Origin of the sequence: Desulfuribacillus stibiiarsenatis (assembly GCF_001742305.1) — a bacterium.
Classification (GTDB): Bacteria; Bacillota; Bacilli; order Desulfuribacillales; family Desulfuribacillaceae; genus Desulfuribacillus_A; species Desulfuribacillus_A stibiiarsenatis.
The window spans coordinates 82,079-104,501 of the sequence record NZ_MJAT01000006.1 but is presented as its reverse complement, the minus strand read 5'-3'; the positions used below and the strand labels follow the sequence as shown (position 1 = coordinate 104,501).

The window sequence follows — 22,423 nt, the reverse complement described above, 5'->3', positions numbered from 1 at the left end:
AAAATCATCCTTTACTACGCATTCTAATCACGTACCGTCATACTCGGTCCAATAGATATATCCATTTTCTAAGTCTCGAGCAGCTTCAATTTCTTCTAACGTCATTCCAGATTCCAAGCAACTTTCAATCATACCGCTTTCAGTCTCAAACCATTCGCCCGAACCCTCAATGTAATAACCCATATCCCCGGGCTTTAATTGACGTTTGGTGTCCTCAGTTACTGCCGAATTCACGCAGCATCAACCTCACCCCAAACACCATTCTTGCGCTTCTTGATGATTCCTTTACGTGCTTGGTCCATAATCAATAGTGCAACCTCGTCTACTTCACGGCCTACTTGTTTAGAAATTTCTTTTATGCTCACATTTTCATTCCACAACTGCCGAACCACTTTTATATCCTGCTTGCTCCAGATAAAATCTAGGTCCTCAAGAACTATATACACTCCACTTTCCCCTTGATATCCTGGGGAGTTTGGGAAACTTGCTGTTGGTATTGCCATATATTATCCCTGCCTAACTAATTTATTTTCACTTCTGACAATCTCCATAATCCTGCCTATATCATCAGCACTCAATCGTTTTTGCTTAGCAGCATATGCAAGGTATTTTGATAACTGCTTTTCAGCTTTCGTATTTCGCGTATTTCCTGAATAATTACCTAGCGCATAATCCTTAAGCTGCTTCCACTGCTGGAGTGTTAGACCATTTCTTCTTAATCTCTGACGAATTACTCTTATTGATCCTACGGTACCGTCATATTTGTTCTGTATCTCTTGGATGATATCCACTTGATCACCCCACTAATCAACTTTCTTTACTAACCTTAAAGGTGGCCTATCCATTACTAATTGATTGGATACCGTACCAATCAACTCTCTTATGTCCGTTGGTAGAACACTCATTTCTTTTTCTCTCTTAGACTCAGTCTCCCATGCCATTCGAAATTGAGCACGCAAGGTATCAGGATTTTCATTGTGACATAGCTCGCGCCATGTAAAACGTCTAGCCATTCTTGCTACGTCTTCTGGTAATGACTCCATAGCCTGTGGTTCGCGATAGAACCCATATTTCCTGATAGCCTGAACAATTAAGTCCCAAGCCTCAATTGCATCTAGCTTTCTAGGCTCAGTTATAGCAACTATTGCCTCACGGATTTCAGCAACTGTTGGGAAGAATTTCGATGTTGACAACACCTTAATTAGTGCATTTTCTGCAACCTGATAAGGCACATCTGACAATGTCTTCTCCCACAGAATCGCTGTTGGCTTTAAATCTTTCTCCTGTAAACTTGGAAAGTTGGCAGTAGCTATTCCAAGAAGTTGCATAATCTCTTTACGAGTCATATTTATTCCCCCTCTGCCCAATCTCTTAAACTCTGAAAAGCACGTGGAATTTTCTTACCAGGATTACTAGCAATAAGTGGTGCACCATTGACAAACTCTTGATACGGTTTACTAGGGCCAAGAAACGTCTTTGCATGTTTAATAAACCTGTCTTCCGTGCAGTGATCTTGGCAGTGCAAAGCATAGTTCCTAGCAGCCGATATCATGTTGTCATAGTGCTCTTTTTCGTTTAAACGAGCATTCCAAGCCTTATATGCAGCCTTCTTCTCAATCCTTCGTGGATACAATGACCAGAATTCCTCAAACTCTTGCGTGTATTCTTCTCCTGATTTCCCAGCCGGGGCTTTATCTTTGCCCTTGCCAGCCACAATTTTGGACTGCGCTCCCTCAGGTTGTGAATCACTAGCGTGTGCATCGGCACACATATTATTTTTGGATTCTGATTCTGATTCGGATTTGGATTCGGATTGGATTGGATTACGGTAACATTTGATATCACCTGATATCATTTGATTTCCGTTGATATCAGGTGCAGGATACTTACTTTTGTGTGCTCTTATTTGTTGGTGATCGTTCCAAGTTTTCATCTGTAAATACGGTCTATCTTCAACTTGATAGAGTGTGATTAAACCAACGGAATGGAATTTATGTAACCAAAACTCTACATCGTAATCTTTTACCCTATCAATCCTTAAAGGAAAACACCTTGCACGGAGTATGGAAGGTCTAGCATCCATCCTTCCATAGTCATCACAGGTGACAATAAGTCGATAAAAGAATATTTCTTCCTCTAATGTAAGTTCTTCTATTGTGTCGCTGGTACATATGCTTTCTTTGAGTATTCGGTTTGGCATTAAATCCTCCCCAGTCCTTCTAGTAATCTAGTAATTCTGCATAAGCATCTAAGTCCTTAACCAACTTACAGTGGAAATCAGTCAAATGTTTTTCTATGTTGAATCCAATAGGATTGTTTGTGAAATCTGAAATAATTCTAGATGCTAATTTTGCAAGATCTTTTTTGTTAGGCTTGAAGAATTTAAAATAATCGCTTAAAACTAAAGCTTTATGTTCCGGATGATTCTGCAAGTGATCTTTTATATCATTAACGGGACTATAAAATAGAGTCCTTAGTAATGCTACATACTTTATCTCTGGTCTAGGGATTCTTCTTAGAAAAAGCCATGCTGCAGCTACTTCAACTACCACAATCTCTGGGTATATAGCCTTCCTACTATTCCTGAAAGTTACTGGTGATATTAGACCCCACTTTTCATAATTGTTAAGAGTTCGTCTAGAAATAGTTATACCAAGTTCAGCTACCCTTTTTATTACTTGATCTGGCGACATTGTATTCACTCCTTTTAATATCCTGCTATTTTAACAATCTTCCCTGTCAACTCTTGTATTTCCCGTTTAAATCTATCAGAATCGCTATTACCATCACTTAAATGCAATAAATAAATCTCTTGCACCATGCTCAAATCATTGGCTCTTAGGAACTCTTTAACATTCGCCAAGCTGAAATGCGATTTGAAAAGCCTGTCCTTCATTGCAGCTGGAACTTTCCCATTTTCTACATTCTTCCGGAGGATATCGATTGCGTAATTACACTCAATCATAATATGTGTGAGCCCACGGAACTTATATCGTACATAGTAGGTGTCTGTGGCGAATAACAACTTCTCACCAGCTTGATTTGTGAGTAGGAATCCTAAGGGTTCAGCGCAATCATGCTCGGTCTGGAACGGCAATATGGTCCAGGTGCCGATATTGAACTGTTTTTTCGCCTGTATGACATTTAATCGGTGACTAGATACATTCATAGCCCCTATGGTTCCCTGTGATGCGTATACGTCAATTCCTGCTTTTATAACGTCACTCACTGCCTTGCAATGGTCCTTATGTTCATGAGATATTAAGCACCCTTGAATATCCGATGTTTTGAAATTGAGCCCTTTCTGAATCTCTTTGAAGCTAATTCCACACTCCAGGAGCAAGGGAGTACTGCCATCCGTAATATGATAGCAGTTCCCTTTGCTACTGCTTGCTAATACCTTAATGTTAAGCAAAGCTAGGCTTCCTTTGCTGGGATGTTTCTATGGTCATTTGTTGCTGTTCAATACCTTCTGGCAGCTCTATAGAATCTTCGTCTATTGGCTCACTCTCAACATCGATAAACTCACTATTGGCATTCTCAGATATTTCAGCTTCAACCTCAGCCTCAGTTAATGCCTCATCAGAACGTCTAAAGTGTTTCATTATCAGACTACTATCATCACTGGAGTTCATGAACTTTTTGCAAGCTCTATTGATGACCGTTTTTTTGCACATTTCCTGTTTGAAATCATCATGCGTGCTGCCCTGTCTCTCTGTATCTTGGTCTTTTCCCCACATTTGAGATTTGGACCAGGCTTTTCTTATTTCATCCATGGTCATTAGTTCTGTGTAGACCTCATCATTTGAAAAGGTAATCATGCAATATGCGCCTAGAATTTTTTCTTTATTGATGTTACCGAACTTCTGCTTATGGGTTAAGTTTTTAATACGTCCGTTTATGATCTCGTAGTCAACCTCGTCACCCTCATAGATTACAGATGCATCTATATCTTTGGCTGCTGTGACTCTCTTCGTAACGGCCATAGTGCCAAAATAAGAACGTTGGAATATGAGCTGCTTTCCGTAAGCTATGAAGTACCCTTGTTTCTTAGCAGGATTCAATCCTTGAACAACCATATCTAACAGGCTATTAGCGATTGAGTCTTTGGAGCAAACTTCAAGTACAGGCTTATAACCTTCGTTTTTACCTGTCTTAGCCTCTTGGAGAATCAACCAAGCGCTTTTCATTGCATTCTCCGGGCTATAGTTAGCAGGGAAGTGTAGTTCTCCACGTTCTTGGAATTCTTTTACCTTCGCTGCTACAATATCAACCGTGTCTTTTTTAACTATAGAAATATTAGTCATACTATACTGCCTCCCTCATATCACGATTCTCAGTTTCTACACGCAATTTCTTATCCAAACCACTCACAATAAGGCTAATCAGTTGGCTATTACTTTCAGCAAGCTTTGTCACTGATTCACGATTGTCGATAAATATAGGAGCATTAAATCCATAGTGTTGTGAAAGTGTGTTAATGATATCGATTCCGACATTGATACGTGCTGCATTATTTAGGCCACTGGAATAAGGTACACCATTGTATAGAGTCTCACATACTTCTTGAAGTCCGCCATTAACCTGTGTTTCGAACATCTTGAAGCGTGCAAGTTTAAATTTCTTATTGATCTTTTCATCCAACATAGCGACTTTTACTCGAGTAAATTCTTCAACTAGATATAACTCATGCTCCAGCTTTTCAAACTCTTCGGCCAGATTTCGTTCTTCTGCTTTCAGTTCGTCAATGCGCTTTGTAGCTGACTTAACTTGCTCGAATTTCATCAAATCAGATTCGAAATCACACTTCTTGCCTTCGAGTTCTGCAATCTCACTTCTGACTTTTGCTAACTCTGCATCGACTGATGTATTTAGTTCAACGATTTCAACCTTTAGAACTTCAATTTGCTCATTCAATTCAATAAGTCTAGAGTCATGTGCAGCTTCATTAGCTTGTTCCTTAATAGATTCAATTTCAGCCTGCAATGGTTCTCTATCTTTATTGAGCTTAGTAATGGTCCCTTGCAGTGTTGCGATCTGGAACTTCTCTGTATCCAATTGCTTTTCTAGCTTCTCAATCTGATTTTTAGCAGCAAGACCTTCGCCCTCTACTGCTTCTAATCGTTCAGATTTACTCTTGTTAAATATTGCAACGGCTTTTTCTTTTGCAAGTTGAATCTGTTCACTTGGTAATGCTTGACCGCATGTAGCGCAATTCTCGTCTTGACAATGAGAGAATACTTCTGAATCGATCTCTGACCATTTAGCGACTAGCTTTTCTCTTTTCTCGCTTGCAATCTTTATTTCATTTTCAATATTTCCAATTGACCGTTGTTTTGCTATTTGCTGGTTATCTAAATCTAAAATCTTAGAATTTATCTCTGACAACTCACGTTGCTTTGTTTGAAGCTTTGCATTAGTAGCCTGCGTCAATTCGTTCTTAACAGCAATCATTTCAGACTCAATTTCTCGAATCTGCTTTTGTTTCTCTGCAATTTGGCCACCGTTCCGGATGCGTGTAATTTCATCATTCTTTAACTGGATTTGTTCTTTTAGAGTGGATATCTCGGATGTGATTTCGTTTTGATTTAGACCTGATATATCAGGTAAGTTGTGGTTGATTTCATCAATGCGTACTGGGATTTTCTCAAGTTCCTCATTGATTTTCTTTCTGCGTGAAGCTATGACTTTCTTGTGTTCGTCAATGGAGCGTTCTCCAAGGACTGATGCTAGCACTGATAACTTTTCATTTAATGCGATTACGTCCTGGTCTGCAATATCGCCGCAAACCTCAAGGAGAATCTTTCTTCTGTCCTGCCAGTGCAGTTGTTCATTGAAATACGTTGGGGATGTTAATAGTTTGAAAATATCTTCTTTTGCAATGCTCTCAATCTTATCTGTGTACTCGCTCTTTTTTACTGGAACGTCATTGATGAAATAGTCAGTTGTGTTACCTGTAAATTCTTGATGCACAGAACCACGTTTCTTGGTCCATTTTTCTGCATAGACCTTACGTAGTGACAATCTCTTACCATTAACATCAAATGTTCCTTCAACCTCATGCTCTAGGCCATGGATGACATTTCCTTGCTCATCTAGTGTTTTAATAGCAAAGTCCTTTTTATTCTGACTGTCCTTATCGAATAGCAGCCACAAGAATGCATCGTACACGGTGGTTTTGCCCGTTGCGTTGTCGCCGAAAATGTCAGCATTACCACCAATGGTATTTAATTCGAAATGCTTAATGCCTTTAAAGTTCTTAAGAACTAGATTGATTAATTTCATTTGCATTGTTCATTCCTCCTAATCGCAGTAACTACGGCTGCAATGCGGGCAACCTGTTACTAATTCTTTGCTTGCTTGTTCGACTGTAATTCCTGTGAGGTATGTGCCTGTAATTTCACCAGTTTGCCAATTTCGCATTTTATTTTCTTTTGTTTCGTAGATGTTTCTCTTACAAGACCAACATCTACCGTCACTCGGTGCAAAGTGAGGTAACTGCCTTTCTTTACATAATGTTTTTTGCCCTTGAACGCTTTTAACAACGTTGTATTCGCTCATCATTCATTCCTCCATTTGATTTTTTAGAGGATACTGTTATATAATCAAGTTGAACGTTTATAGCAGTACCCGATATAGTCCTGTTGCGAGCAGGGCTATTTTTCTTTCTCGTCTGGCTCATAATCTGCTTCCAATCTACATAAGACCCCGAATAATATGGTACTTATAGCGATAATTTCATCTTTAGTTAGTAACGGACCTACTCTTTTGAGTATAATTAGTAATTCTCTGACTTTACTTATATACAAGTTAACTCTCCCCTACGCAATCGGTTCATACTGCCGAATCATTTTACTAAGCTCCGCAATATGCTCTATCTTTGCCTTGTGACCATCAACATCACCTTTATCAAGAAGCTCAATCGCATCATAATGTAAGCTGTTAATGCGATCTATCAACTGCTCACGATTCTTGGTAAACAACATCACAACCTGACCCATCTATATAACCTCCATTTCTAAGTAAACTTGACCATCAACTCCAATTGTTGCAACCCCAGCCTCTTCATACATATCAACACACTGGCCAATTGTAATCATTTCGCTATTTCCTCTAACTTTAAGCACCTTTTATCACCCTCTCATTTGATTTGTAAGCATGAATCATGTTCTTAACATGACTAAGTTCATCTTCTACTTCACGAATCTTTTTATGTAACTCACAGCCATGATAGCAATCGTCTTGACTCTGCAAGTATTGTGTTCTCTGACCTTTTACTCTTGCCTGGTCAAACTCTTTCTTCTTTGTTTCGAAGCATTGACCGCAACGATTAGCGAGTGCTGTGAACTGCTGCCGAAGTATCTTTTTACGAATAATCAGCTTGTCCATCCTTCTCCTTCCCTCCTAATACCAGTCACCACTGGCCGTGTAATGCATCCATTCGCCGTTCTGAAACTTCACAATGACGCTTGAATTTAATTTACTAGCAGCCTTAACTTCAACTGGTGTGTAACCATATTTCTGATCCATACCGAGTATGCTCTGATGTTTAGTGTGCGTGCTAATCAGCACTTGCTGCTGTTCTCTCGTTAACTTAATAAAACCTTTGACATTTTTATAGTTCACACAACCACCTTTATGCTTTGACATACCGTCTTGCAACTAACTTCTGACGGTGCTTGTCCCATTTCCTCTGCCAGCTATAACCATAATCCTCGCAGACCCTAGCAACATACATCGATAGCGCATAGATTGCATCTATTGACTGCTCAATGGAGTGCTCTAGCTTTCTGCGCTCAAAATCCTGCATTGCATGAGGATGATTAGCCAATGAGACTTCTGCAATTGCATCTAGTGCCTCTCTAAGTTCTTCCTTCACTTTTGACCTAACACTTGCTCTATGAAGATCTACGTTGTTTCCATCAAGCCAAGTAAGCCAAGAACCTCCAGTGTATTGACTTGCTACTTCAAAAGCTAAACGCGGACTATCAAACCTTTGTATTGCTTTTCTGCTAATATCTTGCGGTAATCTAGCTCTTTCTGTTTCATAGGCACTTACTGATTCACGAACGATGTTATTATCCAGAGCAAATTGCAGTTGTGAGCAATGTTTCTTGCGAACCTCTTGAAAGACTTTACCAACTCCCAATGTTTTCACCCCCTCTCTTTGCCTATATCTATGAGGGTATCTAGTAGTATTAAATTATAGGCTTGTCCTGGTGGCTCCTAAGAGCCATATCCCAATTCTTTCATTACCTCTTGTTTTGCTAGATTTATGAGTAATTGGTCTTTCCGTTTTGCTAGTATCTTCCGATGTTCGTCTGTCATTGGGACCGTTTCACCAGTTTCCCGAATGTAGACTTTTGGTGGCAATATGATTATAGGTTCGTTGGATCGTGATTTAAGTTTCTTAGTCATATTCACCCCTCCCATTATTTATATATGCAACTAGGTTATGAGGACTGCCCTATTAGATAGCTGTTAACTTTCTGCTCTCTCCAATTTCAATTGATAATACAAAATTTGGGTTAAGTAATACTTGTGTCCCATTGGTGCAAGTAACTTTAATAAACACTTCATCATCGATAGCCTTGAGTAATTGTTGCTCGTCCATTTCTACGGTGATATCACGATATTCGTCACCGTTTGCTAAACACAGATGTTTGATTTTCATTTACTCACCCTTTCATGCGCAGTGGCTTTATATCTTAATTCTTTTCTTAAATAGACAGAAGCAGTAACGAAGGATATTGATTTGAATCCAAGCTTCAGCAAATCTAGTTCCATTTTCTTCGTACTTAGTGATGTAATGATGAATCATTCTCTCACCCTTTCATGCGCTGGATTTTTGATTCTAGTAAATCATTGAGATATTTTCCATTCTTTTCTATACTGTAGTTACGGTACTGGCATACCGAATAAGTTAAGAGAGGAGGAAAATGTATGAGCAATGTAGATTTAAAGACATTCCCTTACGGGAAAACAACTGCTCTAACAATGCTTTATTTAGAAAAACAAGACTTATCAAACCTTAGCCCAGAAGAACTTGTTGACAAGTACAATGAAGTCTATGAAAAAATTAGTAAGAGATTTAGTGAGCCTAAATCTAACAAGACAATTACTGTCAGAGCTTTTTAGGGTTTATTAAGTTCTACATAGATAGCCAGCATCACACCGGACAAGCTGGGTAATACATCTTCGCTACAATTTTTGGAACGCTCTGCAAGCAATTCAAATTGTTCTTGGAGCGTTTCCATAATATCTTTCCGATTAGTATCCAATTACTTCACCCTTTCATGCGGTTGATTTTCGATTTGTTCGTGATTCGTGAACTTCATTTTCAAAAAAAAGGTATTGAACTTCTTGATCAAGTAACTGTGCAATTTTATGTGCTATCATCAACGGTGGTTTGTTTATCCCAGTTTCAATATTTGCATAACCGCTTTTCGACTTATAACCTAGAAATGATGCCATTTGCTCTTGTGTATAACCTTTCTTTTTTCTAGCTTCTTTAAGTCTAATGTTCTTCAAAGTGTTCACCCCCTGTATTCATGAACCATGAACTTTTATAACCTTATTATAAGTTCACGAAACATGAATGTCAACAGAAAAAAACATTTTTCATGAACTTTTTTTATAGTTATTTATTCAATGTTCATTTATCGTGTACAATGTTTAATAATGTATAAAATTAATATTAAGGAAGTGCTAGTATGTTAGGTCAGAGGTTAAGAGGTTTGAGAAAATTAAAAAAAATGACCCAACAAGATATTGCAGACAAAATGAGTTTAGCGAAATCTACTATCTCTCAATATGAAAACAACATTAATGAACCTGATAATGAAATGATAAATAAACTTGCTGACTTCTTCGAGGTTACTGTAGACTATTTACTCGGTAGAACGGACAACCCATCCCCTGCTGACACTGATGACTGGGGACTTCCAGAGGATGCTCATGTGTTTTTCAAGGACTATGAGAAATTGTCTGATGAGGATAAAGTAAAAGCTAGAGAACATATAAAGTTCCTACTGCATATGGCTGAGCAGAAGAATAATGAAAACGGTCAAAAGTAAAGTTATAAATATTACTGGTTAACAGCTAATAAAATTGCGTTAATATATGTGAATTTAGTAAAATCAACTGTTCTACGATTTAGAAAACTAACGATGTACAATAGTTAAACTACCTAGTGCGCTTTACTGGCGCTAGTAAAGCTATTATATTGATAATAAAATAATAAAACTTTATAAAAAGCTATTGTTGATATAGAATAGATTTATTAAAGAAAGTAAACTTATAAAGGATGATTAAGATGAGTGACAAATTGGATCTAATTCTTAGCGAACTGCAAAAGCTTAATTCACGTGTTGCGAATATTGAGATTACCATGGCTACCAAGGATGATGTTGCTGATCTTCCCTATATTACGCAAGCTATTACTGAGACTGGCGATAATGTCAGATTGATACTGGATGACCAAAAGTCTATTAATGAAATCATTGGTGAGCATGAGATTGCTATTCGTTCTATAAGAAGAAGACCTGTTTAGTATCACTTTAATAAAATAATAAAACATATGCAGAATAAAAGAATAGCGAACAGAAAAAACGACTTCCTTCGTGGATTGTCGTTTTTGTGCTTTATATGGGTTTGTCGAAATTTGTAGTATAGGGGGTTAATTTATGCCTATAGATAAGACAGATGAAAAGGCTTTTGCTCAAATTAAAGAAATGTATGGTAATGATATAGTAGAATACAAATACAAAACATGGAAAGAACAATATCTTGGGAAAGCAGGACCTACTGCATTCTGTACTGGTATTACTAGATACAGAAAATGTTATAAGGTGTCACACGTGATTTTAAGAGATGGTAGAAAGATTCCTGTAAGATATACTCCTTCAGGAGAAGAAATAAAGGGATCTGTGATTGCAATTTTGGTAATATCAATCATATTATTCCTAGGCTTTCTATTGATTTTACAAATTAATTAAAAAAAGCAGCTCCGCATGGGCTGCTTTCTTCTTTTATTGGTGATTATTTCTTAATTGTTAACTTTTTTCTTAACTCTTCTCTTTCTGCACTGTCACCAATCCTATTGCTATCAGGACGTGATTTGTTTTTGTTGCTAACAAACAATATTCCCATAAGAATATTAATTATTCTATATGCCGATATGGCAAAATAAAATACAGAAAAATACCAGCTTATGAAAAGAAATTTAGTAACCAATCTGTCCATTTCCAAAACTATATGTAATATACTAGAAAGCAAAACTATCATGAAACCAGAAATAAATGCTTCATAAAAATATCGCTTTATTATATTTTCTTTATTGCTATTAAATATCTCTTTTACAACACTTGAATTTCTAATAGTTGCTAAAATTCCTAATAAAGCCCCTAAGAAACCCAAAATAATTGATGAGAACATTATTGCATTATCGAATAATTTATCAACATTTTTCACTTGGTTATCAAAACCTAATGTATATGTTATATAAGACAAGACGGATGCAATTAATAGAGGAAATACCCAATCTGCAACTAATTTTATCATATCATCAAAGGTACTTCTCATGCTACCAACCTCCTAGCATCTTAAGTAGTTAATTATCTCACTTCTCCTATTTTCGCAGTCTTCATATTGACTATAAATCATCCACATTTCTTTAGCAATAGACAAATGATTAAGTGATTCTCTTCTTTCCATTCTAAAAGTACATATATCATGGGCCTTATGCTCAAACAAATCAATTATTTCCACACGCGTATCTTCACAATTTTTTTTTGATATTTCCGCTTTGGAAAAAAGCCCCTTATATTCTTGTATATCATCCAAAGTATCTTGTATCGTTGAATCATCCAAGGATCCTTTTGTTGTTCCAACACTTATAATTATTTGAGCATTTATCCCATTATATTCTTCAAAGGAAGAGATGATATTTCATAAAGGTGATTTTAAGCTATTTAGTATCGATTCACTTGCACGTGTGTTTATGTCCGCTAACCTCAAATTGATGCGTCTATACTCTGACGCTTTTCTTGCTAATTCAATCGCATCAGGTGGACATATTGCTCTTAGATAAATTGTTTCATCTTCTTTATCCCAGACAAGATTTAAGTATTCCTCTATACCTTGTGGACCTAAACTATATTTATTTCTCTGAAGCATAAGAATATGATGATTTTCATCATAAAGCGCCGATACTTCCTCACCAATGTATTCGTCATCTTCTAACTCAATTGGTTCTACCTTTTCGTTTGCTTTTGCTCTAGATGGTATATTGGTATCTCTAAGACGAACAAAATGCAAACAATAATACTGAAGCTCATCATCCCAATAACCTTGTTCTAATCTTGCTTGTTCATCTTTATAATCATAGGTTCTACCTTCTAGTGATTTTTTAGTAGCTTTGTCAATCCATCTCACTAAATCAAATTCTCTATCTCTATCATTATTTCCATCTGATTTTTTTCTAAATGTTACATGATAATATTCAAATCGAACTTTCCTAGTTGTCATTTTTATCCTCCATTACTATATATTATTAAACAAGAATAAAATATATTTAGAAAAAAATATACATAATTCATTCGACACTTTCCGACAATTCATGTCGAATTATGTCGAACGAAAGTTCTGAACTTTACCATCGATATGCTGTAAAATGTAGTAACATAAGACAGGCTTTCGAATGATTTATAAAGGAGAGATATTGATGCAAGAAGAGAGAACTAAAAAACCTTTTTATAAAAAGTGGTGGGTATGGTTGATCGCTGGATTCTTGATAATTGGTGCCATCGGTGGTGGAGAAGAGACAGCATCACTAAATCAGGCTCAAGTACCAAGTGATTCGAATAGCGAATTGGACAAGCCAGGTGAAGATTCGACTGGAGATATTGAAGTTGCTAAAGAACCAGCTGTAGAAACTGAGAAAGAAGAACCAGCTGTTAATCCTGTATCACCTGCAACTACTACCCCAGATACTTCTGCGCAACAACCAGTACTAGCTCAAGTTAAGAAGGAACAACCTGTGGCTCCAGTAGCTACTCAATTAGCAACTGAAACTAAAAAAGAGGAACCAGTACAAGCACAAGTAACTACACAGCCTGCTGCTGAACCGAAACAAGATTGCCCTCCTGGCACCATAAACGTCAATACTGCATCTAGGGAAGAGTTGATGAATATAATTCATATTGACGAAAAAAGGGTTGATGATTTAATAAAAAACAGACCATATGCAACGTTAGATCAATTAGATCGTATCAATGGCATTGCAAAGCAAAGAGTTGCTGACATAAAAGCAGAAGGACTTGCATGTGCAAACTAATTACCATAAGGCCGAAAGGCTTTTCTTTTTACCTATAAAGCGAACATATATTCTAAACGGAGTGATATAATGTATAAAACAACCCACTTAGAAGATTGGATTTACAAGAAATATAATTGGTTGAAAATTGTATCTCCTGAGGACATAAATCCAGTAAGAATATGCCGTGAATTCAGTATATTTCTCAATTATAAAGAACTTCCAAGCCATTCATTAGAGCAAGTGCGTTTCCGAAGTATCACAATTGATAGTAGGCTTTCAAAAGAGCAGCAACATGAAGAATTCTTCCATGAACTCTGCCACTTATTACGACATTGTGGAAAGCATTATATGTTACCAAAGGCATTCTTGGAATTACAGGAGAACCAAGCGAATACATTTGCAATGTACGCTACTCTCCCCTATTACATGCTGCAGCACTATGATCTCAATGAATACGACATAGTACCTTTTCTATCAGAAAACTTTACCGTCACAGAATCATTGGTTGTGAAAAGATTAGAGCAGATAAAAAATAGGATTTTGTTATATAAAGAGTCAAAGGAGTTGAACGGTCATGAAAATAGCCTTATATGTTCGAGTATCGACTGATGAACAGGCACGCGAAGGTTTCTCCATATCAGAGCAGCAGACACGCTTGCAAGCATATTGTATTGCTCAAGGATGGGACCATTACGAGCTATTTATTGACGATGGTTATTCGGCTAAAGATATTGACCGTCCAAAACTTAATGAAATTATAGACATGGTAAAACAAAAGCAGATCTCTAAAGTCATGGTCACTAAGCTGGACCGTATGAGTCGTCGATTGCTAGACTTATTGAATCTCATCGATTTTTTTCAGGACCATTCCGTTTCTTTTGTATCTGTGAGTGAAGCTTTTGATACGAATACGCCGGCCGGAAGATTAACATTGCAAGTGTTAGGCGCTGTAGCAGAGTTTGAACGTGAACGAATTGCGGAGCGTGTACGTGATAACATGTACCACATTGCTAAAGAAGGTAAGCCAGTTAATAAGCCATGTTATGGTTTTGACCTTGTAGATATTGAGACTGGTAAAATTGCATCTAAGAAAGATGGTATTGGTGGTAATTGTGAGATACGCATAAATGAACAAGAGGCTATTTGGGCTATAAAAGGTGCTGAAATGATTATCTCAGACCAAGGGCCATGGATTGTAGCAAAAATGTTTAACGAGAGTGGGATTCTTACTAAACGAGGAAACATGTGGACGGCTAAAGCAGTACGAATCTATTATGAAAATAATGAAATGCTCCGAGGCAATAGTTGGTGGAACCGTACTTACAAGAAAGGCAAAAAAACAATTGAAAGACCTCAGGACGAATGGCTTTTGGTCGAAAATACACATGAAGGAATATTAGATAATGAAACATACGAGAAGTTACAGGATAAGTTGCTAAAAACTAAAGGCGTTCCAGTCCAAACTCAGAAGAGTATATATTTGTTATCAGGAATAGTATACTGCGGACACTGTGGTGAAAAGATGTATGGAATGAGTGCTAAACCACGGATTATAGCAAATAAACAGTATACGATAATACCCAAATACCATTGCTCAGGATATGTAAAGAAAGGCCAGTGCTTTTCCCACTTTATTCATGTTGAAAAATTAGAAGCAGCAGTAATCAATGAATTACTGAATCTTGATAAAACTGATTTTGTTGGTGATTTAAAAGTTGAATTATCCAACCGGCAGCAAATAGAATCTGAATTAAAGCATGTTGAGAAGAATTTATCATTGATTGATGAGCGCTTTCAGAAGCAGTTTAGGGCATATGAATTAGGGATAGTGTCAATTGATTTGTTAAAACAGGCTAAAGATCGTTTAAATAAAGAGCAGAAAGAACTTGAGCAGAGAAGAAGCCAATTGATAGAGACTTTGGCCAATAATTTAAGTCCGGAAGAAATTAAAAAAAGGATTCAGGACAAAGTTACATATTATTCTTCTACTCTATGCAGTGATTCATTAGAGGCAAAACAAAGTGCTATTCGTGATATGGTGCAATCTGTAACGATTTATGAGGGGCAAAAGATAGATATTACTCCACCATATTGAGTAATTAAAAACTTAGCCATTTGCATATCACATTTTTCAACTCTTACAGGTATTTGTAATTTCTTTTCATAAATCCACACAGTAATTGTTCCTCCTTTTTAAAAATGGCTTCCTATAGTTCCCACGGCCAAGGCGTTCTAACCCATTCCCATGGATATTTGCTTGGAAACTCTCCAAAACTATATAACGGGCCGAATTCCATTTGATATTGTGTTTTCAGTCTGTTCATTTTCTCCGAAACCATGTTGTATTGGCATACAGCCCTTTTATCTGTTGGATACATATCCAAATATAGGGTGAGTTCTACTGCTACGAATTCTAATTCTTGAATTTCTCTTAGCAGTTTCTCTTTAGACACTTTATTGCATGAGTTCGTGCTTGCAGTGCTCATAGCTATAAATTCCTCCGTTTCAATTTTTCTAGACTTTTATCTATAGCCTAGAATAATGTATGCAAAAACCCAGCTATCAGTAGCTTGACCACGAAAATTTGGGCATCATAAAAAAACGAAAGAATATATCTAGAAACGATATACCTTCCGTTTTTTTATAAAATCTATCAATATGTAATTATCTCTCTTTTAAGAATATATTAAGTTCAAACTCACCGATGGAAGTAACCATAGTTAATTGAAGAGATTTTTGTGATGCCATGGATAGAGATCGATATTGTCCTACGAAGATCTGTGGAGGAACTATATCACAAGTATAGCCCAAAGAGGTAAGGTTAGTTATTGCGTTGCCCCCAACAATATTTGCAATTTCCCCGAGTGCAGAGGATACGAAGCTGTCGATTTCTTGCATCTTCATTCCACACATAATTCGTACCATTTCCAATATCATATCTTTAGGAAAACTAAATAAAATACTCCCTTTTAAGTCCCCAGTTACACCGAGTAATACATTCGCTTCTTTACTTGAAACCATTTCTTCTACTAGACCAATCTTGCCTCTTTGTACATCTAAGTCTAGCATCATGCGAAATACGTCGTTCGTAGCCGTATAAAAGGGATTAATATATTCCGCTTTCATTGTTTACTCTTCCTCCTTGCTTTTGACAAACTGACCTAATTTTTGGTCTGTGGCAGCCACATGTAAAATAAGCCAAGTGACTAACTTGCCTCCAAACTCTTGTACTAATTCTTCATTTAACCCTTCATTTTCAAAACGGTTGGCATATACTGCAACAGCATCTTTAAACTGCACGTGCGATTGCTTATGGTTCTCTATATCTGGGTAATTTATTTGTTCTTGAAATGCTTCTTCGTCATTAAAGTGACTGACTACATACTCCTGCATAAACGCTAATGTCTCTTTTACTTTTTCTAGTTTGGAATCCCAATCTCCTTGCGATTGTACCGTTTCGATAAAAGCAGAGACTCTACGAAAAAGTTCTTCATGTTGTTCATCAATTAATGGTACACCTATTCTATACTTTTCTTTCCACATCATCGCTGCATTCCCACCTTTTTATGTTTAGAATAATTTAACATAATTAATAAATTCTATATCTATATTTATATTCCTGCTAAAATCAGAATATTTTTACTTTTATCTCAATTCTAATATTCACTCATACTTTTTCAAAAAAACACATCTATACTATTTCTAGTTTATAGATGTGTTCTGGAAAAATGAAATTGTGTCTGTTATTATCTTTTAGCAGCCGCCTTTATACGTGGTTCCGAGGTGCTCACTAATTAATTTGTATGCACAAAATTGTCCACACATCGTGCAACATTCTTCCTCATCTTTATTCTTCTCCTTGCGAAGTCGAGATGCTTTCTCTGGATCAATTGCTAGATTAATTTGTGCTTCCCAATCTAATGCTTTACGGGCTTGTGCCATCTTTAAATCCCATTCTCTCGCCCCTTTAACACCTTTCACAATATCTGCTGCATGGGCTGCAATACGAGAAGCTATGACACCTTCCTTCACGTCCTCTAGAGTTGGAAGACCAAGATGTTCTGCTGGTGTAACATAACATAAGAAGTCAGCACCACTAGATGCTGCGATTGCCCCACCGATAGCGGATGTAATGTGATCGTAACCAGGTGCAATATCTGTCACTAATGGCCCTAAAACATAGAATGGAGCATTAAAGCATAATGTTTTCTCGATTTTCATATTTGCTTCGATTTGATCTAACGGAACGTGTCCTGGTCCTTCAACCATAACCTGTACCCCAGCATCTCTTGAACGTTTGACTAGGCTTCCTAAGATAATCATTTCTTGGATCTGTGGGCTATCCGTTGCATCCTCTAAACATCCAGGGCGTAATCCATCTCCAAGACTTAAGGTTACATCATATTTCTTGGCTATTTCTAACATGCGATCAAATTGTGAGAAGAGCGGGTTTTCTTGATTATTGTGAAGCATCCAAGCTGTCATGAATGAACCGCCACGAGAGACGATATCCATGACACGGCCTCTTTCTTTCAACTCATTAATAACCTTCATCGTTACACCGCAGTGTACTGTTATAAAGTCTGCCCCGTCACTACAATGTTTCTCAATCGATTTGAACATGTCATCTGCCGTTAGCTCAACAAGTGATTTTCCTTTGTTAGCCACTTCTACTAACGCTTGATAAATTGGAACTGTACCAACCATTACATCTGATCTTTTGATAATTTCTCGACGTACTTGATCAATATCGCCACCAGTACTTAAATCCATCACGGAATGGGCGCCAGCTTTTAACGCTACTTCTAACTTAAGTAATTCGTTCTCTAGTTCCGGATAAGATTCAGAAGTTCCAATATTGGCATTTACTTTAGTGGATAATCCTTTTCCTACGGCTATTGGCCTAATGCCCTTATGATTAATATTGCGAGGTAAGACGATTTCTCCTTTTGCAATACCTTCTCGTATAACTTCTGGTGAAATACCCTCTAATTCTGCAGCTTGTTTCATTTCCTCTGTAATGATTCCTAATCGTGCACTTTCAAATTGTGTCAACGGAACTCCTCCTAATATTTTTTAATAAAATTCGTGGAAGTGATGAGTTGGACCTACTCCATTGCCAAGGGAGAGAGATTTCTCAATCGCTTTCGTGATATATTGTTTTGCTGCATCGATACTATCCTCGACTGATTTCCCTAATGCCAGATGGGAAGCAATGGCCGCCGAAAACGTACAGCCAGTTCCGTGTGTGTTTTTCGTATCAATTCTATTAGTAGAGTAGTATCTAAAATCCGAACCATCATATAAGATATCTACACAATCTTGTTGTTCTAAATGCCCACCTTTTACTACTACATACGGAACTCCCATTTCATAGATTTTCCGAGCAGCAGATTGCATGTCTTCAATTGTTCGAATTTTCATTTCTGTTAAAACTTCCGCTTCGAAAATATTCGGGGTAACGATATATGCAGATGGTATTAAATATTTTTTCAAGGCTTCAATGGCTTCTGGCTTTAGTAAATGACAGCCACTCTTCGAAATCATGACCGTATCTAGTACGACATGTTTCATATTGTACTGCTTCACTTTATCCGCAATTACCTGTATGATATTCGCACTAGATACCATCCCAATTTTCACTGCATCTGCTGGAATATCCTGAAATATCGCATCAATTTGTTGTCCTACCATGTTACCACTTACTTCCTCAACGGCCTGAACTCCCACTGTGTTTTGGGCTGTAATTGCCGTGATAACACTCATTCCGTAGACTCCAAGAGCTGAAAACGTTTTCAAATCTGCTTGAATTCCCGCTCCACCGGAAGAATCGGAACCAGCAATTGTTAAACCTGTTTTCAATACATCCTCACTCCTTTTAAAACTATACCGATTGAATTCGCTTTCGGATTTGCTGTATCGTATGTGAGATGTTAGCAGCACCGACGATTTCTGTTACCAGGCAAAAACAGTTGGCCCCTCGCTCTTTTACTTGCTGGATATTATGCTCTTTAATACCGCCAATTGCTACAAAGGGGATATCAATATGTTTCACTACAAAATCTAGATACTCTAACCCCACTGGTTCGCAGACATCTTTCTTAGTGAAAGTTTTGTAGATTGGACCTACACCAATATAGTCCGCACCTAATTCCAAAGCTTGTATCGCTTGTTCAGGAGCGTGCGTGGAAAGCCCTATGAACATATCACTTCCTACGAGCTGTCGAACAATTGGTAGTGGTAAATCTTCCTGACCAATATGTACACCATCAGCACCAATTGCTATTGCTAGGTCGATATCGTCATTGATGATAAAAGTAACCCCTGCTGCCTTCGTCATTTCTCTAATAGCGACGCATTCTTGGTATTTGTATAACGCCTTCTTATCTTTCTCTCGATATTGAATGATACGAATCCCAGAGTCTATCATTTCTTGTACAACGGAAATATTTGAACGACCCTGTGAATGTTCCTCTGAAGTGATGCAATATATATCAGAGAATAAGCTTCTTAATAACTGCCGCGCATCATTCCTACTCTTCATAATAGACATCCCTACTCTACTATAGTCTCAATCACTTAATACATTGGCTAAAATAATATCTGCTAGTTTCGCTGCCGCAATGTTCACCCTTGGCGATATCGGAGGCACGCCATGACAAACACCTGACTGTAAGTCACCAACTAAGTAAAATGAATCTTTAATTTTACTAACTTTTATGTCATCACTATTTCCCCATCCAGCTAAACCTGAAGCAGATACTAAAAGTTTTTTTTGCGAGTTCATATATTTGCTCACAATCATTTTTTTACTTTCTACCGTGTCAAACGCTTCTACAATAATATCACAATTGCCAAAATATACCTCCAAATTATCGCTTTCCAGTCTAGTTTGAAAGATTGAGACTTCAATGTCTGGATTAATTCTTAATAAATTTTCTTTCAATGCTTCCACCTTAGGTCTTCCAATTTGATCCATAAAGTAGAATTGTCGATTTAAATTGCTATATTCTAATACATCAAAATCTACGATTACAAACTTTCGGAAGCCGCTTCGAACTAAATTAAACGCACAGTTCGAACCCAGTCCTCCTGCACCTGCAATTCCAATGGTGATAGATTGTACCTTTGCTAGATTTCCCGCTCCCATGTAGTTAGCAAGGGCTTGTTCAAATGGATTCAAGTAATCCCCTCCTTCTAAATTAAGTGCCAATCTTTCAATACTGGCTGATAATTCCTTTGGTAAATCATCCTCATCATCTCGTCTACAGAGCGTGTATCAGAAATCGCAAATTGTTCTGAAGTATCTTCCTGCCCGCTATGTCCACCTACTTTCGTAGACACCCCTGCTGACATTCGAGTGACTCCAAGAGGCAGAATTGAATCCCGAAATTGCGATTGCTCACGGGTAGATATGTTAATTCCTATCCTTGGGATAAATAAACGCAAAGCCATCAACATTTGGACCATCTGACGGTCATCTACGATCGAGTGAGGCTGAAAGCTACCGATATGAGGGCGCATTCTTGGTAATGACACACCTATTTCTACATCAGCATATTTCTGCTGCAGATATTGAGCATGAAGCCCTGTTGCCCAGGCCTGCTTGTAGAAGTCTCCAAGTCCAAGTAACGCGCCTATATTGACAGTTCTCATTCCCGAAATACACCCTCGTTCTGGTGCATCTAAACGGTACAGATAATCCTTTTTTGGCCCTGCAACATGGACTTCCTTATAAATTGCCTCATCATATACTTCTTGATAAATTGTCAAACCATCCACACCGGATTTACATAGTGATTGATATTCAACTAGTTCTAGAGGGTAAATCTCAATTGAGATTGATGAAAAATAGCGCTTAAGCACCTGAACAGCTTCTTGAATGTAGGATACAGGTGAAACTTTGCGAGATTCCCCAGTAAGTACCAGAATATGTTTTAGCCCTGTGGCAGCAATAATCTTGGCTTCTTGCTCTACCTGCTCCATCGTGAGTCTATTCCGACGAAATGTGTGCTTACTATTGAAACTACAATATGAGCATTGGTTTACACAGTGATCTGATAAATAGATGGGTGTATATAGCCCGATTGTCTTCCCGAAGTATTGCACTGTTACTTGATTCGCCTTTTGGGCAATTGTTTCCAGATGGTTAGCAGCGGTTGGTGATAGTAGTGTTAAATAGTCCCACTCATCAAGCGATTCCTTTTGTAATACCTTGTGAACATGAGAATCGGTAATCGTAAGAAAAAAATCTTCAATGGAGTATTGCTCATACGTTTTATAGACTGGATAAAAACTCATATCATCCCTCACTTCAGAAACCCAGTTAATGGAGAAGAAGCTTCCGCATACTCCTTAATTGCGCCAGGGCCTGCTAAAAACGCTGTACGCCCAGCCTTCACTGCTTGCGCAAAGGCCTCTGCCATTAACACAGGATCATCTGCTGTAGCAATTGCAGTGTTTACAAGCACTGCTGCTGCCCCCATCTCCATTGCTTCTGCTGCTTGCGATGGCTTACCAATGCCAGCATCTACAATGATTGGTAACGATATCTCCTGAATTAATATGCGAATCATTTCTTTCATTAGTAATCCACGATTCGAACCAATAGGTGCCCCTAATGGCATCACTGCCGCTGCCCCTACATCAACTAACTGCTTCGCTACCATTAGGTCTGGACTCATATACGGTAGTACAATAAACCCTTCTTTGGCCAAGATTTCCGTAGCTTTTATCGTTTCGTAATTATCAGGCAGCAAATATTTATTGTCTTTAATTACTTCTATCTTAATCCAGTTCCCACAACCCGCAGCCTTTGCAATGCGGGCGATTCGTACAGCTTCTTCTGCATTACGAGCTCCCGATGTATTCGGTAAAAGTGTACAAGTATCTGGAATATAATTCAGTACATTTTCTTGTTCTGAGTCAAAATCAATTCTTCGCAACGCCATTGTTACTATTTGGCTTTGTGAGTGAAGAATTGATTTTTGCATTACCTGATGACTGGCAAACTTCCCCGTACCGACTAGCAAGCGGCTCGTTAACGATTGTCCACCAATTTCTAATGTATCTTGTTCACCCACAACAGTTCCCCCTTTGCTATAT

37 protein-coding genes and 1 pseudogene are annotated in these 22,423 nt (G+C 37.8%); 7 read left to right on the top strand and 31 right to left on the bottom strand.

The window, feature by feature from the left end; translation table 11 throughout:
- Positions 1 to 27: 27 nt before the first annotated feature.
- The 18 genes from BHU72_RS04605 to BHU72_RS04530 all read right to left on the bottom strand — a co-directional run bounded on the left by BHU72_RS04605 (position 28) and on the right by BHU72_RS04530 (position 8,674).
- Positions 28 to 234: a hypothetical protein gene (locus BHU72_RS04605; protein WP_069701460.1), complete on the bottom strand. Its 207-nt coding sequence runs from the start codon at positions 232 to 234 to the stop codon at positions 28 to 30.
- Positions 231 to 503: a hypothetical protein gene (locus tag BHU72_RS04600; protein ID WP_069701459.1), complete on the bottom strand. Its 273-nt coding sequence runs from the start codon at positions 501 to 503 to the stop codon at positions 231 to 233. The genes BHU72_RS04605 and BHU72_RS04600 overlap by 4 nt, the downstream gene beginning before the upstream one ends.
- Positions 504 to 506: 3 nt before the next feature.
- The gene (locus tag BHU72_RS04595) at positions 507 to 791 is read right to left on the bottom strand and encodes a hypothetical protein (RefSeq protein ID WP_069701458.1); all 285 of its coding nucleotides are present in this window, start codon (positions 789 to 791) and stop codon (positions 507 to 509) included.
- A gap of 12 nt (positions 792 to 803) precedes the next feature.
- Positions 804 to 1,346 carry a replicative helicase loader/inhibitor gene (locus tag BHU72_RS04590; RefSeq protein WP_069701457.1) on the bottom strand — a complete coding sequence of 181 codons (543 nt, stop codon included), beginning with the start codon at positions 1,344 to 1,346 and terminating at the stop codon, positions 804 to 806.
- Positions 1,347 to 1,348: 2 nt separating this feature from the next.
- Positions 1,349 to 2,200, bottom strand: coding sequence for an LvrA C-terminal domain-related protein (locus tag BHU72_RS04585; protein WP_069701456.1), 852 nt, complete (start codon positions 2,198 to 2,200; stop codon positions 1,349 to 1,351).
- Between the two features lie 19 nt (positions 2,201 to 2,219).
- Positions 2,220 to 2,693 carry a hypothetical protein gene (locus tag BHU72_RS04580; protein WP_069701455.1) on the bottom strand — a complete coding sequence of 158 codons (474 nt, stop codon included), beginning with the start codon at positions 2,691 to 2,693 and terminating at the stop codon, positions 2,220 to 2,222.
- A 14-nt stretch (positions 2,694 to 2,707) separates the two neighbouring features.
- Positions 2,708 to 3,415, bottom strand: a complete 708-nt coding sequence (locus tag BHU72_RS04575; protein WP_069701454.1) for an MBL fold metallo-hydrolase — start codon at positions 3,413 to 3,415, stop codon at positions 2,708 to 2,710.
- Positions 3,408 to 4,307: a recombinase RecT gene (locus BHU72_RS04570; protein ID WP_069701453.1), complete on the bottom strand. Its 900-nt coding sequence runs from the start codon at positions 4,305 to 4,307 to the stop codon at positions 3,408 to 3,410. The genes BHU72_RS04575 and BHU72_RS04570 overlap by 8 nt, the downstream gene beginning before the upstream one ends.
- Position 4,308: 1 nt before the next feature.
- Positions 4,309 to 6,291, bottom strand: a complete 1,983-nt coding sequence (locus tag BHU72_RS04565) for a coiled-coil domain-containing protein (RefSeq protein ID WP_069701452.1) — start codon at positions 6,289 to 6,291, stop codon at positions 4,309 to 4,311.
- A 12-nt stretch (positions 6,292 to 6,303) separates the two neighbouring features.
- Entirely contained in the window at positions 6,304 to 6,561 is a 258-nt protein-coding gene (locus BHU72_RS04560) for a hypothetical protein (RefSeq protein WP_069701451.1), read from the bottom strand.
- Positions 6,562 to 6,656: 95 nt separating this feature from the next.
- The gene (locus BHU72_RS15770; protein ID WP_176720397.1) at positions 6,657 to 6,809 is read right to left on the bottom strand and encodes a hypothetical protein; all 153 of its coding nucleotides are present in this window, start codon (positions 6,807 to 6,809) and stop codon (positions 6,657 to 6,659) included.
- A 12-nt stretch (positions 6,810 to 6,821) separates the two neighbouring features.
- A complete protein-coding gene (locus BHU72_RS04555; RefSeq protein ID WP_069701450.1) occupies positions 6,822 to 7,001 on the bottom strand; it encodes a hypothetical protein in 180 nt (59 codons plus the stop codon).
- Positions 7,002 to 7,127: a hypothetical protein gene (locus tag BHU72_RS16370; RefSeq protein WP_301553487.1), complete on the bottom strand. Its 126-nt coding sequence runs from the start codon at positions 7,125 to 7,127 to the stop codon at positions 7,002 to 7,004. It abuts the gene before it with no gap.
- Complete coding sequence (locus BHU72_RS04550; protein WP_069701449.1) at positions 7,120 to 7,389, bottom strand: hypothetical protein; 270 nt, start codon at positions 7,387 to 7,389, stop codon at positions 7,120 to 7,122. The genes BHU72_RS16370 and BHU72_RS04550 overlap by 8 nt, the downstream gene beginning before the upstream one ends.
- A 15-nt stretch (positions 7,390 to 7,404) precedes the next feature.
- On the bottom strand, positions 7,405 to 7,650 hold the full coding sequence (locus BHU72_RS04545; protein ID WP_141709247.1) for a hypothetical protein: 246 nt from the start codon (positions 7,648 to 7,650) through the stop codon (positions 7,405 to 7,407).
- Positions 7,637 to 8,149, bottom strand: coding sequence for a hypothetical protein (locus BHU72_RS04540; protein ID WP_083248255.1), 513 nt, complete (start codon positions 8,147 to 8,149; stop codon positions 7,637 to 7,639). The genes BHU72_RS04545 and BHU72_RS04540 overlap by 14 nt, the downstream gene beginning before the upstream one ends.
- A gap of 77 nt (positions 8,150 to 8,226) precedes the next feature.
- A complete protein-coding gene (locus tag BHU72_RS04535; protein ID WP_069701446.1) occupies positions 8,227 to 8,418 on the bottom strand; it encodes a hypothetical protein in 192 nt (63 codons plus the stop codon).
- A 52-nt stretch (positions 8,419 to 8,470) separates the two neighbouring features.
- Positions 8,471 to 8,674 (bottom strand): hypothetical protein, encoded by a 204-nt coding sequence (locus BHU72_RS04530; protein WP_069701445.1) that lies wholly within the window; start codon positions 8,672 to 8,674, stop codon positions 8,471 to 8,473.
- A 269-nt stretch (positions 8,675 to 8,943) separates the two neighbouring features.
- Here BHU72_RS04530 and BHU72_RS04525 point away from each other — a divergent pair, with 269 nt between their 5' ends.
- The gene (locus tag BHU72_RS04525) at positions 8,944 to 9,138 is read left to right on the top strand and encodes a hypothetical protein (RefSeq protein ID WP_069701444.1); all 195 of its coding nucleotides are present in this window, start codon (positions 8,944 to 8,946) and stop codon (positions 9,136 to 9,138) included.
- Here BHU72_RS04525 and BHU72_RS16015 read toward each other — a convergent pair.
- Together BHU72_RS16015 and BHU72_RS04520 are read right to left on the bottom strand one after the other, a co-directional pair.
- Positions 9,135 to 9,281 carry a hypothetical protein gene (locus BHU72_RS16015; RefSeq protein WP_218076097.1) on the bottom strand — a complete coding sequence of 49 codons (147 nt, stop codon included), beginning with the start codon at positions 9,279 to 9,281 and terminating at the stop codon, positions 9,135 to 9,137. The two genes, BHU72_RS04525 and BHU72_RS16015, sit on opposite strands and share 4 nt — an antisense overlap.
- A gap of 13 nt (positions 9,282 to 9,294) precedes the next feature.
- Positions 9,295 to 9,531 carry a helix-turn-helix transcriptional regulator gene (locus BHU72_RS04520; protein WP_083248254.1) on the bottom strand — a complete coding sequence of 79 codons (237 nt, stop codon included), beginning with the start codon at positions 9,529 to 9,531 and terminating at the stop codon, positions 9,295 to 9,297.
- Between the two features lie 182 nt (positions 9,532 to 9,713).
- Between BHU72_RS04520 and BHU72_RS04515 the strand changes: the two genes are divergently transcribed.
- The 3 genes from BHU72_RS04515 to BHU72_RS04505 all read left to right on the top strand — a co-directional run bounded on the left by BHU72_RS04515 (position 9,714) and on the right by BHU72_RS04505 (position 10,997).
- Positions 9,714 to 10,076 carry a helix-turn-helix domain-containing protein gene (locus BHU72_RS04515; protein WP_069701443.1) on the top strand — a complete coding sequence of 121 codons (363 nt, stop codon included), beginning with the start codon at positions 9,714 to 9,716 and terminating at the stop codon, positions 10,074 to 10,076.
- 239 nt (positions 10,077 to 10,315) lie between these two features.
- The gene (locus tag BHU72_RS04510) at positions 10,316 to 10,552 is read left to right on the top strand and encodes a hypothetical protein (protein ID WP_069701442.1); all 237 of its coding nucleotides are present in this window, start codon (positions 10,316 to 10,318) and stop codon (positions 10,550 to 10,552) included.
- Between the two features lie 133 nt (positions 10,553 to 10,685).
- Complete coding sequence (locus BHU72_RS04505) at positions 10,686 to 10,997, top strand: hypothetical protein (protein ID WP_069701441.1); 312 nt, start codon at positions 10,686 to 10,688, stop codon at positions 10,995 to 10,997.
- Between the two features lie 43 nt (positions 10,998 to 11,040).
- On the opposite strand, the gene BHU72_RS04500 is transcribed toward BHU72_RS04505, so the two are convergent.
- Together BHU72_RS04500 and BHU72_RS16495 are read right to left on the bottom strand one after the other, a co-directional pair.
- Positions 11,041 to 11,583, bottom strand: a complete 543-nt coding sequence (locus BHU72_RS04500) for a hypothetical protein (RefSeq protein ID WP_069701440.1) — start codon at positions 11,581 to 11,583, stop codon at positions 11,041 to 11,043.
- Positions 11,584 to 11,595: 12 nt separating this feature from the next.
- Positions 11,596 to 12,528, bottom strand: a pseudogene (locus tag BHU72_RS16495) (DUF6731 family protein).
- Between the two features lie 196 nt (positions 12,529 to 12,724).
- Here BHU72_RS16495 and BHU72_RS04490 point away from each other — a divergent pair.
- The 3 genes from BHU72_RS04490 (at position 12,725) to BHU72_RS04480 (ending at position 15,413) form a co-directional block, all read left to right on the top strand.
- On the top strand, positions 12,725 to 13,336 hold the full coding sequence (locus BHU72_RS04490; protein WP_069701439.1) for a ComEA family DNA-binding protein: 612 nt from the start codon (positions 12,725 to 12,727) through the stop codon (positions 13,334 to 13,336).
- Positions 13,337 to 13,405: 69 nt separating this feature from the next.
- Positions 13,406 to 13,927, top strand: a complete 522-nt coding sequence (locus tag BHU72_RS04485; protein WP_069701438.1) for an ImmA/IrrE family metallo-endopeptidase — start codon at positions 13,406 to 13,408, stop codon at positions 13,925 to 13,927.
- On the top strand, positions 13,893 to 15,413 hold the full coding sequence (locus tag BHU72_RS04480; RefSeq protein WP_069701437.1) for a recombinase family protein: 1,521 nt from the start codon (positions 13,893 to 13,895) through the stop codon (positions 15,411 to 15,413). The genes BHU72_RS04485 and BHU72_RS04480 overlap by 35 nt, the downstream gene beginning before the upstream one ends.
- 112 nt (positions 15,414 to 15,525) lie before the next feature.
- On the opposite strand, the gene BHU72_RS04475 is transcribed toward BHU72_RS04480, so the two are convergent.
- From BHU72_RS04475 to BHU72_RS04435, 9 genes are all read right to left on the bottom strand, one after another.
- The gene (locus BHU72_RS04475) at positions 15,526 to 15,804 is read right to left on the bottom strand and encodes a spore coat protein CotJB (protein ID WP_069701436.1); all 279 of its coding nucleotides are present in this window, start codon (positions 15,802 to 15,804) and stop codon (positions 15,526 to 15,528) included.
- Positions 15,805 to 15,982: 178 nt separating this feature from the next.
- Positions 15,983 to 16,444, bottom strand: coding sequence for a chemotaxis protein CheX (locus BHU72_RS04470; protein ID WP_069701435.1), 462 nt, complete (start codon positions 16,442 to 16,444; stop codon positions 15,983 to 15,985).
- A gap of 3 nt (positions 16,445 to 16,447) precedes the next feature.
- Positions 16,448 to 16,864, bottom strand: coding sequence for a bacteriohemerythrin (locus tag BHU72_RS04465; protein WP_069701434.1), 417 nt, complete (start codon positions 16,862 to 16,864; stop codon positions 16,448 to 16,450).
- Positions 16,865 to 17,071: 207 nt separating this feature from the next.
- Positions 17,072 to 18,373 (bottom strand): phosphomethylpyrimidine synthase ThiC, encoded by a 1,302-nt coding sequence (gene thiC / locus BHU72_RS04460; protein ID WP_069701433.1) that lies wholly within the window; start codon positions 18,371 to 18,373, stop codon positions 17,072 to 17,074.
- A gap of 21 nt (positions 18,374 to 18,394) precedes the next feature.
- Positions 18,395 to 19,180 carry a bifunctional hydroxymethylpyrimidine kinase/phosphomethylpyrimidine kinase gene (thiD, locus tag BHU72_RS04455; protein ID WP_069701432.1) on the bottom strand — a complete coding sequence of 262 codons (786 nt, stop codon included), beginning with the start codon at positions 19,178 to 19,180 and terminating at the stop codon, positions 18,395 to 18,397.
- A 22-nt stretch (positions 19,181 to 19,202) separates the two neighbouring features.
- A complete protein-coding gene (gene thiE, locus BHU72_RS04450) occupies positions 19,203 to 19,862 on the bottom strand; it encodes a thiamine phosphate synthase (protein ID WP_069701431.1) in 660 nt (219 codons plus the stop codon).
- 27 nt (positions 19,863 to 19,889) lie between these two features.
- A complete protein-coding gene (thiF, locus tag BHU72_RS04445; protein WP_069701430.1) occupies positions 19,890 to 20,501 on the bottom strand; it encodes a sulfur carrier protein ThiS adenylyltransferase ThiF in 612 nt (203 codons plus the stop codon).
- Positions 20,502 to 20,515: 14 nt separating this feature from the next.
- Positions 20,516 to 21,619, bottom strand: coding sequence for a 2-iminoacetate synthase ThiH (thiH, locus tag BHU72_RS04440; RefSeq protein WP_069701429.1), 1,104 nt, complete (start codon positions 21,617 to 21,619; stop codon positions 20,516 to 20,518).
- 8 nt (positions 21,620 to 21,627) lie between these two features.
- The gene (locus tag BHU72_RS04435) at positions 21,628 to 22,401 is read right to left on the bottom strand and encodes a thiazole synthase (RefSeq protein WP_069701428.1); all 774 of its coding nucleotides are present in this window, start codon (positions 22,399 to 22,401) and stop codon (positions 21,628 to 21,630) included.
- Between the last annotated feature and the right edge of the window lie 22 nt (positions 22,402 to 22,423).